We start from the raw sequence: 625 nt of genomic DNA, 5'->3' as shown, positions 1-625 counted from the left end.
CCTCCTACGGCCTCGCGTACGCGGTCGGCGTGGGCATCGCCTGGCGGCGCCTGCGCGACCGGCTGGGCGGCGACCTGGACGCCCGCCACGTGATGCGCACCTACTCGCGACTCTTCGGCGCCTGCGTCCCCGCCGCCATCCTCGCCGGCCTGACGGCGTACGCCATCACCGACGCGCTCGGCAGCGGGATCGCCGGCTCGGTCGCCTCCCTGATCGGCGGCGGAATCGTCCTCATCGGGATCTTCTACATCGCGGCGAAGCGCATGCGCATTCAGGAGCTGACCGCAATGGTCGGAATGGTCCGAGGACGTCTCGGCCGTTGACCGCAGCACAACCATCGTCCACCACCGCGTGTCGTGCAGGGTGGCGGACTGTGGGCACAATTGTCGTGGCCGTGGAACAGGCGCAACGTATGGGGAGGCAGGGAACGACGGTGGCGGACCGGAGTACGGCTGCCGTCGACGTGGCCGATAGCAGCGGCGGAGAGCCGCTTACCGCCAAGGCGGACAAGGCCACGACCGACGAGGCTAAGGCCCAGCAGAAGGCCAGCAACACCACAGAGACCGCGCGCCCTGTCGAGACGGACAAGAGCGCATCGGCCGATAAAAGCCCCCCCGAACTGCAC

Annotated in this window: 2 pseudogenes; both read left to right on the top strand. The window is 69.1% G+C overall.

The window, feature by feature from the left end:
* Positions 1 to 323 (top strand): annotated as a pseudogene (locus KUM32_RS37740) (murein biosynthesis integral membrane protein MurJ); the annotation flags it as partial.
* Positions 324 to 373: 50 nt separating this feature from the next.
* A pseudogene (locus KUM32_RS37735) lies at positions 374 to 625 on the top strand (hypothetical protein); the annotation flags it as partial.

The organism is Streptomyces sp. AC627_RSS907 (assembly GCF_019049165.1).
Note: the sequence above shows the minus strand (reverse complement) of the source record. Positions and strands in the feature narration are given on the sequence as shown.